This is a genomic window from Bhargavaea massiliensis (assembly GCF_050480245.1).
Lineage (GTDB): Bacteria > Bacillota > Bacilli > Bacillales > Anoxybacillaceae > Anoxybacillus.
Window position 1 is genome coordinate 1 of the sequence record NZ_JBCNEQ010000079.1, and the last position, 7,679, is coordinate 7,679.

General features: G+C 40.9%; 7 protein-coding genes. 4 read left to right on the forward strand and 3 right to left on the reverse strand.

The genetic code is table 11. From position 1 onward, the window contains the following. Positions 1 to 103: 103 nt before the first annotated feature. Positions 104 to 589, reverse strand: a complete 486-nt coding sequence (locus ABEV15_RS13355) for a free L-methionine (R)-S-oxide reductase MsrC (RefSeq protein ID WP_429630227.1) — start codon at positions 587 to 589, stop codon at positions 104 to 106. 13 nt (positions 590 to 602) lie between these two features. Continuing rightward, on the reverse strand, positions 603 to 1,391 hold the full coding sequence (gene hisJ / locus ABEV15_RS13360) for a histidinol-phosphatase HisJ (protein ID WP_498853492.1): 789 nt from the start codon (positions 1,389 to 1,391) through the stop codon (positions 603 to 605). Between the two features lie 163 nt (positions 1,392 to 1,554). On the opposite strand from hisJ, the gene ezrA reads away from it, so the two are divergent. Next, on the forward strand, positions 1,555 to 3,246 hold the full coding sequence (ezrA, locus tag ABEV15_RS13365; protein ID WP_498853493.1) for a septation ring formation regulator EzrA: 1,692 nt from the start codon (positions 1,555 to 1,557) through the stop codon (positions 3,244 to 3,246). A gap of 26 nt (positions 3,247 to 3,272) precedes the next feature. On the opposite strand, the gene brnQ is transcribed toward ezrA, so the two are convergent. Next, on the reverse strand, positions 3,273 to 4,601 hold the full coding sequence (gene brnQ, locus ABEV15_RS13370; RefSeq protein WP_498853494.1) for a branched-chain amino acid transport system II carrier protein: 1,329 nt from the start codon (positions 4,599 to 4,601) through the stop codon (positions 3,273 to 3,275). A 177-nt stretch (positions 4,602 to 4,778) separates the two neighbouring features. Here brnQ and ABEV15_RS13375 point away from each other — a divergent pair, with 177 nt between their 5' ends. The 3 genes from ABEV15_RS13375 (at position 4,779) to ABEV15_RS13385 (ending at position 7,374) form a co-directional block, all read left to right on the forward strand. Beyond that, positions 4,779 to 5,930: a cysteine desulfurase family protein gene (locus ABEV15_RS13375; protein WP_429630219.1), complete on the forward strand. Its 1,152-nt coding sequence runs from the start codon at positions 4,779 to 4,781 to the stop codon at positions 5,928 to 5,930. After that, the gene (gene thiI, locus ABEV15_RS13380) at positions 5,927 to 7,120 is read left to right on the forward strand and encodes a tRNA uracil 4-sulfurtransferase ThiI (protein ID WP_498853495.1); all 1,194 of its coding nucleotides are present in this window, start codon (positions 5,927 to 5,929) and stop codon (positions 7,118 to 7,120) included. Before ABEV15_RS13375 ends, thiI begins: the two co-directional genes overlap by 4 nt. Before the next feature lie 62 nt (positions 7,121 to 7,182). Beyond that, a complete protein-coding gene (locus tag ABEV15_RS13385; RefSeq protein ID WP_006320794.1) occupies positions 7,183 to 7,374 on the forward strand; it encodes an alpha/beta-type small acid-soluble spore protein in 192 nt (63 codons plus the stop codon). Positions 7,375 to 7,679 lie beyond the last annotated feature (305 nt).

Genomic DNA, 7,679 nt, shown 5'->3' on the forward strand with positions numbered 1-7,679 from the left:
CAAGGTGCGAAATATGAGATATACAGCGAAACGGACAGGAAAAAACCGCGTCGTTGTTCAAGAATATTAAACAAGAAAGAGGCCCTATTCATCGGCCTCCTTCTTATATGTCGAGGTAGCGAACGAGCGTTTCAACAAAACGTTCTAAGTAACGTTCATCTATTTCATCAAAACGATTTTTTATCGGACTGTCAATATCAAGCACCCCGATAACGTGACCGTCTTTGATCATGGGAACGACAATTTCAGATTGGGACGCTGCGTCGCAGGCGATATGACCTGGGAACGTATGAACGTCTGCAACACGCACCGTTCGTTTTTCAGCGGCTGCTGTTCCACAGACGCCTTTGCCGAACGGAATGCGCACGCATGCAGGTAACCCTTGAAATGGTCCGAGAACGAGTTCGTTTTCTTGTGCGATGTAAAAACCGACCCAGTTAATGTCTTGTAAAAAGTAGTTCAATAACGCGGCAGCGTTGGCTAAGTTTGCAACAACATTTTTTTCATCCGAAATTAAAGCTCTCAATTGTTCAATCACAAGTGCATAATTTTCTTCTCTTGTACCTGTATATGTTTGGGCATGAAACATGTTTTTCACTCCTTTAAATCAACATATGTTCGATTCCTTGATGAAGCCCAGCAACCGAGTGCGCATCTGAACCGTAAACGAGCGGGATACCGCGTTTTAACGCTTCTTTAACAACCCAATGGGGTGGATACGGCTCTAAACAGAGCGGTTTTGTTGTCCCGGCACCGTTATAATCGAGTTCCAATTGACGAATTTTCATTTCATCAAGAATGCGAGCAATGATTTTTGTTGCATCATATTCACATGGATATGCGCGATGAAATTTGCGTACGAGCGTGAGATGACCGATTCGTTTTGGTTTGTACGTTCCTAAATCGGTAACAACGGAGGCTAAAACTGTTTTGTAGTACGCATCGTACACTCGTTCAACTGAACCAAATGATGCAACCATGTCGCCAAACATTTCTTCACTATAATCGATACATATGTAACGATGACCAACAGATAAAAAATGAACCGATAAAATGCTATCGTCTAATTGAGGGCCGATCTCATTTAAAAACATCTTTGTTTCTTGCTCATATCCAACGATGAAATCAACTTCTAATCCGATACGAATACGAATATGTCTTTCGTACTGTTTTTTTAATGATTGTAAAATTGATACGTATGACGCTAGTTGTTCTCCTTTCATCGCGCTATCTTGATAAGGGGTTGGGTCAATAAATCCTTTCGGAAGCGGTGCATGCTCGGTAAATGAAATATCTGTATAACCAAGCGAAATGGCTTTTTCAATATATTCATGTAGCGCATCTTCGCTTCCGTGAGGACAAAATGGCGTATGAATATGCCCATCACGCACGTTTTTCACCTCTTTAGGCGCACAGTTCGACAAAAATCACGTTTTTTAGGAAAAAAGTTAAAATTTTTGCTCAAAAAGTGTCGCTAACATGGTATCATAAAATCATTGAAAAGAAAATGCCTTCTCCACAAAAAAGGAAAGCTTGACAACAAGGAGGCCCATTATGGAAATTGTAGCAATTAGTGCGCTCCTCATTATCGGGGGACTTACATATACATATATGTATCGAAAACGTTTATATAAACAAATTGATCAATTAGAACAGTGGAAAATTTCTTTAATGAATCGTCCGGTGCCAGAAGAACTGTCAAAAATCAAATCGTTAAATATGATGGGTGAAACAGAGCAATTGTTTGAAAAGTGGCGAAATGAATGGGACGATATTGTGGCCGTTCAACTGCCGAACATAGAAGAAAAATTGTTTGATATTGAAGAAGCGATCGTCAAATACCGTTTTATGAAAGCAAAAGATGCATTGCAACAAACAGAGCAACAACTAAGAGAAATTGAAGGAAGCATTCAACGCATTTTACTTGAATTGCAAGAATTAGTTGGAAGTGAAGAAAAAAATCGCGAGGAAATTGAACAGCTGAAAGAAAAGTATCGCCAAATAAAAAAAGCGATGCTGACACAACGACATACATTTGGGCGTACAGAGCTTGCCCTTGAAACGCGGTTAAACGCTCTTCAACAACAATTTCAAACATTTGAACAGTTAACAACGGAAGGGAATTATTTGGCTGCTCGCGAAGTCGTAGTGGTTATTCAAAACGAGCTACATGAATTGAATCGTTTTATTGAACAAATTCCGCTTTTATTAAGCGACGCACAAATTGAAATTCCTGCGCAACTCGACAACATTGTCGAGGGATATCGTGAACTGTTAGAAAAAGGGTATGTGCTTGACCATCTTCCTGTTGATAAAGAGGTTGAAGAGGTTCGAGGAAAAGTGTCTCAAGTGGTTGCATTATTAGAAGAGCTTAAAGTCGATGAAGCAGAAGCGCTCCTTCGTGAAACACAAGAAGATGTCGATACGTTGTACGACTTATTAGAAAAAGAAGTGTATGCTGAACGGTTCGTTCATGATGAAACAGAAAAGATCGAACAAACGCTTTACGATTTGGAAGAAGAAACGAAAGAAACGCGTGATGAAACATTATTTGTGCAACAAAGCTATCATTTATCGCAAAGCGACTTAGATAAATATCGACAAATCGAGAAGCAAGTACAACAACTAATGAAACGTTTTATGCTCATTCAAACGAAAATGATCGAGGAACGGTTAGCTTACTCGCTTATTCGTGAAGAATTGGAGGAAATTTTAGCGCAAATTGCGGCAGTGAAAGAAAAGCATGACCAGTTTCGTGAGCACTTATATGCGCTGCGGAAAGATGAATTAGCAGCGCGCGAGAAGTTAGCAGAAATGAAAAAGCAATTGTCAGAAGCGATTCGACTTGTGAAAAAAAGCAAGCTACCAGGTTTACCAGAATCTTATATGTTACAAGTGAGTGAAGCGCGTGAAAGTTTAACGCGTGTGTCGCTTACGTTAGATGGCAAGCCATTAAATATGGAGGCGGTTCATCAAGCGTTAGATGAGGCGATTGTTTTTGTGCAGAGCGTGTATGATCAAACAAAAGAAATGATTGAACAAGCTCAGTTAGCGGAAAAAGTCATTCAGTACGGCAACCGTTATCGTCGTCGCTTCCATGCGGTAAAAGAAGGATTAGAAGAAGCAGAGCAACTGTTTCGAAGATACGAATACGAACTGGCATTACAAAAAGCAATCGCTGTGGTCGAACAAGTCGAAGAAGGGGCATTTGAACGTATTCGCAAGTGGCTAAAAGAAAACGAGTGAAAGGATGTCCTTTCACTCGTTTTCTTTTAACTTGCTTTTCTTTCGGTACGTGTGACACGGTTTGTTTTGTTTAGTAATAAACCGATGACCCCGCCAATGAGTGCTGGTGTAAGCCAGCCGATCCCTTGTTCAAAGAGCGGCAATGTTTTTTCGTATACATGTAAGATGGACGATACATCAAATCCTGCTGCCTTCAGTCCATCAACGATGCTGACGAGAAGCGTACCAGCGAGGGCCCCGATGTAAACGGTTTGTTTTCCCCTGAAATAGTCATGGAGAAACGATAGGGCGACGAGGGTAATGGCTAATGGATAAATAATAATAAGCACAGGAACGGATAACGAAATGAGTTTCGTTAAACCGACATTTGCGGTGAATGCGCTAAAGCAGCTCATAACGATGACGAGCATTCGATAGGAAAGATTTGGCGAAATTTTCGAAAAATAACTTGCGCAAGAAGATAATAAACCAACTGATGTCGTTAAGCACGCAAGCATAATGGTGATCGATAAAATGATTGTACCCGCTTGACCGAATAAATAGGTCGCGGTTTGACTAATGATTTCGCCGCCGTTATTGCGGTAACCGATCGCTTGTACGCTCGATGCTCCAATAAAAGCGAGCGATACATACACGAGCGTTAATCCAGAAGCAGCCACGAACCCGGCCTGAATACAAAGCTTCGTTAATTGTTTTTTATTTGTAATTCCTTTTTGTTGAATGGCTTGAATGACGATGATACCAAAAACGAGTGCTGCGATGGCATCCATCGTTAAGTACCCGTCAACAAACCCTTTAAAAAACGGGGCGTCTGTATATGCATCCGTTGGCGGTTGAATGTCTCCCATAGGCGTCCATATGCTTTTGACAAAAAATAAAGCAAGACCGATGAGTAAAAGAGGTGTTAACAACTTGCCAATTCGGTCAACTAATTTCGAAGGGTTTAACGCTAACCAAAGGGATATGCTAAAATAAACAACAGTATACACCGCTAACATGACGGATCGATCGACCGTTTCAGGTAAAAATGGTGTCACACCAATTTCAAATGATGCCGTACCTGTTCGTGGAATACCAAAAAACGGACCGATGGCTAAATACATAACGATCGTAAAGATGATACCAAATACTGGATGTGCTCGGCTAGCTAATTGTTGCAAGTCGTTCCCTGTCCTTGCAATCGCGATTATTCCTAAAACTGGCAATCCGACACCGGTAATTAAAAAACCTACGATGGCAAGCCACACGTTTTCCCCTGCTGCTTGCCCGAGAGCTGGAGGGAAAATCATGTTACCAGCGCCAAAAAATAAAGCAAATAACATAAAACCGACAGCTATTAAATCTTTTTTCGACATGCTGATCCTCCTTCGTTTTCTCCGTACGAGCATATATACTATCATACAAAATAAAAATTTTGTCGTTTTTATAAAAAGTTTCAATCTTTAAAATATTCTTTGATTATTTCCTTTTTGAATAAAGATGTGATAATATAAGAAGGCTGTTTGTATACGAAGGTAATGGAGGCTAGCGCGATGATGTACTTAGATAATAGTGCCACAACAAAACCGTTTCCAGAGGTGTTGCAGTCTTTTTTCAAAGTAGCGAGCGATTATTTTGGGAATCCGTCGTCGCTACACGGACTAGGTATGCAAGCAGAGCGATTGCTCACGCAAGCAAGAGAACAAATGGCCCATCTCCTTGGGGTGAAATCAACAGAAATTATTTTTACATCAGGTGGGACGGAAGGAAACAATTTAGCCATTAAAGGTGCGGCTTGGCAACATCAGCAGCGCGGCCGCCACATCATTACAACAGCGATTGAACACCCATCTGTCACCGAGGCGTGCAGACAGCTAGAACAACTCGGTTTTCAAGTTACATATGTACCTGTTGATGAACGTGGTATCGTTTCTCCAACACATATTGAACAAGCGTTGCGTGATGATACAATTCTCGTTTCTGTCATGCATGTAAATAACGAAGTAGGCTCTATTCAACCGATTGAACAAATTGGTGCGATGTTGAAAAAATATCCGAAAGTGTTGTTTCACGTTGATGGAGTGCAAGGTGCGGCGAAAGTGCCACTTCATTTGAAACAGGCAAACGTTGATTTATATACGGTATCGGCGCATAAATTTCACGGTCTAAAAGGAGCAGGAGTTTTGTACGTTCGCGAAGGTGTGCGCCTTTCTCCGCTTTTATCGGGGGGGGCACAAGAGATGCAATTGCGCTCAGGAACAGAAAATGTCGCTGCTATTGTTGCGATGGCGAAAGCGTTACGATTATCGGTGGAAAAGTATCATGAGGCATATGATCGACTTGAGAAAATGAAACGAGCGCTCATCGAACGCTTACAAACGATTGAGGGTATTCGTGTTCACACGCCATTTGAACAATCAGCTCCACATATTATTCATTTTTCACTAGAAGGAATAAAATCAGAAACGTTTGTTCACGAATTAGAAAAGCAACATATATACGTATCGACAACATCAGCTTGTTCATCCCGTAAAAAGGCGCCAAGTAAAACGTTGTTAGCGATGGGAATCGAAAAAACGCGGGCGGAGCGTTCGATTCGCATAAGTTTATCATACGAACAACAAATGGAGCATGTCCCAATCATTATTGAAGCCATTGAGCAAGCATATGAACGATTAAAAATAGTAGCGAGGGGAACGAAATGACGTATGATCATATTGTAATTCGTTACGGTGAAATGTCGACAAAAGGAAAAAATCGTTTACAATTTGTACGATGTTTAAAACGAAATATAGCAAAAAAATTGAAACATTTTCCGAACCTTCAAATTGAAGCGTTGCGCGATCGGATGTACATTCGACTACATCATACACCACCGCAACCTGTCATCGAAAAATTGCAAGAAGTGTTCGGTATTCAATCGTTAAGTTTGGCATTAAAGACAGAGAACGACTTGCAAAAAATAAAAGAAGCAACATTATTTTTCGTGAAACAATTTCCATACGAAGGGAGAACATTCAAAATATCAGCAAGAAGGGCAGATAAACAATTTCCAGTTACAACAAATGAATTAAACTATGAGCTGGGCAGTTATGTGTTGAAAAACACAACGGGCTTAACGGTTGATGTCCATCATCCAGACATAGATGTTCGCGTAGAAGTGCGAAAAGAAGGAACGTATATTACTGCACACGATGTACCAGGAGCGGGTGGTTTACCTGTTGGAACAAGCGGAAAAGCGATGTTGATGCTTTCAGGCGGAATCGACAGCCCTGTAGCTGGATACTTAGCAATGAAGCGCGGCTTGCAAATTGAGGCTGTTCACTTTTTTAGCCCACCGTTTACAAGTGAGCGAGCGAAGCAAAAAGTGATCGACTTAGCGCAGCGTTTAACGGAATTTGGTGGTACGATCCGTCTTCATATTGTACCGTTTACGGAGTTGCAACAAGCGATTTATAAACAAGTGCCGGAAAATTATTCGTTGATCGCTACGCGGCGTGCGATGTTGCGCATTACAGATGAAATTCGTAAAAAACAAAACGGACTGGCGATTGTAACTGGGGAAAGTTTAGGGCAAGTTGCTAGTCAAACACTTGAAAGTATGGTTGTTGTCAACGATGTGACAACGACACCAATTCTTCGTCCGCTTATTTCGATGGATAAAACGGAAATTATTGCGATCGCTGAGCGAATTGGTACACATCATATTTCGATTCGACCGTATGAAGATTGCTGTACAATTTTTACGCCAAAAGCACCAAAAACGAAGCCGAAAAAAGAGAAGGTAATCCAATATGAACAATTTTTACCTTTAGATGAGATGATTGCTGAAACAGTTGCTCGCGTCGAAACGATTACATTGAAACCAGATCAACCATTGGACGAGCTATTTTAACGGGGAGATGCATAGAGTCCATTTGTTTTGCACAACCTATGGTTACAAGGGGGTGAAGACAAATGGCAAATCGAAATCGATTGCTCGTCCCTGGTGTGCAACAAGCAATTGACCAAATGAAATATGAAATCGCTCAAGAGTTTGGCGTGCAGTTAGGCCCAGATACAACTGCGCGAGCAAACGGTTCTGTCGGTGGCGAGATTACGAAACGCCTCGTGAAGATGGCAGAACAACAATTGGGTAGCCAAAAATAAATATAGATGACAGCACTCGGTAGATTTCGTCCTACCGAGTGTTTTTATTTTTGAAATTTTTAGAAAAGTTATACAAAAATATTCCGTTTTCTTGTATAATTTTTTCTGTAATCATACGGTAAGGGGGAGAGAAAAATGAATTTAATTGCACCAGAAATGTACAATTTGACAAGCGAATTTGAAAAGTATGCGGATGATCCAAACGGTACCGTCAAGAATTTTGTGTAATGTAATGGGGTAGGGTTTCTCTGAAATGGATTTGAATTGATAGGGAACCGATTTTCTCCCCACAGGAGACTGAATAT

Excerpts from the sequence above, each read along its gene's own strand:
- ezrA (WP_498853493.1), top strand. The coding sequence starts at position 1,555 with ATGGAAATTGTAGCAATTAGTGCGCTCCTCATTATCGGGGGACTTACA.
- ABEV15_RS13355 (WP_429630227.1), bottom strand. The coding sequence starts at position 589 with ATGTTTCATGCCCAAACATATACAGGTACAAGAGAAGAAAATTATGCA.
- ABEV15_RS13385 (WP_006320794.1), top strand. The coding sequence starts at position 7,183 with ATGGCAAATCGAAATCGATTGCTCGTCCCTGGTGTGCAACAAGCAATT.
- brnQ (WP_498853494.1), bottom strand. The coding sequence starts at position 4,601 with ATGTCGAAAAAAGATTTAATAGCTGTCGGTTTTATGTTATTTGCTTTA.
- thiI (WP_498853495.1), top strand. The coding sequence starts at position 5,927 with ATGACGTATGATCATATTGTAATTCGTTACGGTGAAATGTCGACAAAA.
- ABEV15_RS13375 (WP_429630219.1), top strand. The coding sequence starts at position 4,779 with ATGATGTACTTAGATAATAGTGCCACAACAAAACCGTTTCCAGAGGTG.